Annotated in this window: 1 protein-coding gene; it reads left to right on the top strand. The window is 62.6% G+C overall.

Going from position 1 to position 1,622, the window contains the following annotated elements; translation table 11 throughout:
• On the top strand, window positions 1-1,436 hold a 1,436-nt coding region (locus tag EOA60_RS32035; RefSeq protein WP_164899737.1), incomplete at its 5' end, for an ATP-binding cassette domain-containing protein.
• Window positions 1,437-1,622: the final 186 nt, after the last annotated feature.

Genomic DNA, 1,622 nt, shown 5'->3' on the forward strand with positions numbered 1-1,622 from the left:
CCATCGGCCTCGCCATGGGCGTGCTCGGCGTGGCGACCTCGCTTTACTTCGTCGGCGAGAATTTGATCGGGGCCTCGGTGGAGGTCAAAGGGCTGGAGTTCCTCGGCAGCTACGGCAGTGCCGTGCTGGCCTTTCTGGCGGTCGCGACCTACGTGCCGCTCAACACCTGGATTGCGGTGAAGCTCGGCGGCCTGCTCGAACGTCTCAACATCCGCATGCAACAGGCCGAGGGCAGTTATCGCAGCGAATTGACGACCTTCCTGCGCCGCAGCTTCCACGTCGCCGCCTCACACGGCGAGGATGTGCAGAAGACGATGCACGACAAGCTCTATGTCGACATCGACAAGACCTGGGGGCGGCTGAACGTCGTCAACACCAGCTACATGTCGTTCGAGCTGATCTACAATTTCATCGGCGCCCGCATCGTTTCCTACGGACCCGGTCTCGTGCCCTTCATTCACAACGGCTTCGATCTCAAGGGCTACATAACCGGCTCCGAAATGGTCGCGCAGCTGATCAGCCAGTGTTCGTGGTTCATCCATGTCATGCCCGCGATCGCCACGCTTAGAGCCAACAGCCAGCGTGTGACCGAGCTCGCCAGCGCCATCGAGAACGTCCAGCAGCCGCAGGAGTTCTATCGCCAGACCGGCCGCTCGGACTTCAGCTATGCCACGCAAAATCCCGTCTTCGGCCTGACCATCCAGAAGCTGGAGCTGGCGCATCAGGGCGAGGATGCGACGCCCTTCCTGAGCGCCGCCAACCTGCGCTTCCGCCGCGGCGAGTGGACATTCCTCAAGGGTGAGTCCGGCTGCGGCAAGACCTCGCTGATCAAGGCAATCAATGGTCTGTGGCCCTATGGTCGCGGCACCATCGTGTTCCCGGAAGGGGTGACGAGGTTCTATGCCGCCCAGGAGGTCAAGCTGCAGCAGGTCTCGCTGAAGCAGCTCGTCTGTCTGCCGGGTTCGGAAAACGATCACACCGACGTGCTGGTGGCGGCCGCGCTGCACAAGGCCGGGCTCGGCGAATTCATCGGCCACCTGGCCGATGAGAGCCGCGAAGGCAAGCTCTGGGATCAGGTCCTGTCAGGCGGGCAGAAGCAGAAGCTGGTGGTAGCCCGCATCATCCTGCAGCAGCCGGGACTGCTCTTCCTCGACGAAGCGACCGGCGCTCTCGACCCCGAAGGCAAGATCGCCTTCCACGAAGCGATCAAGGTCAATTGCCCCGATGTAACCGTGATCAGCGTGATGCACGAGGCCGTTCCGCCGCGGTCGCTTTCCGGAGAGGAATTCTATCATAGCGTCGTGGCGATCTCCGATGGCGTCGCGACCAAGAAGCCGCTCGCTCCCGCTCTGCCGCGCGAGCTCACGACGATCCTCGCCCAGCCCCGGCCGGCCGAGGACAAATGGTTGCGCTTCCGGCGGCTCAAGCAGAAATAGCAATCAGCCCAAGCCCTGGTCCGTCGCCTCGGCAGCGGCCACTGTCGATCACAGTCTCGCGATCCGGCAATGCTTCGCTCATTTTCGGCGCTTTTCGCGATTGACTCGGCAAAACGCGCTCCTATGTTGCGCCCGCTCGCAGATTTGAAACCTACAGCCCCACGCGCCCTTCGGACGCGTAAAGGA

The organism is Mesorhizobium sp. M1A.F.Ca.IN.020.06.1.1, assembly GCF_004023265.1.
Lineage (GTDB): Bacteria > Pseudomonadota > Alphaproteobacteria > Rhizobiales > Rhizobiaceae > Mesorhizobium.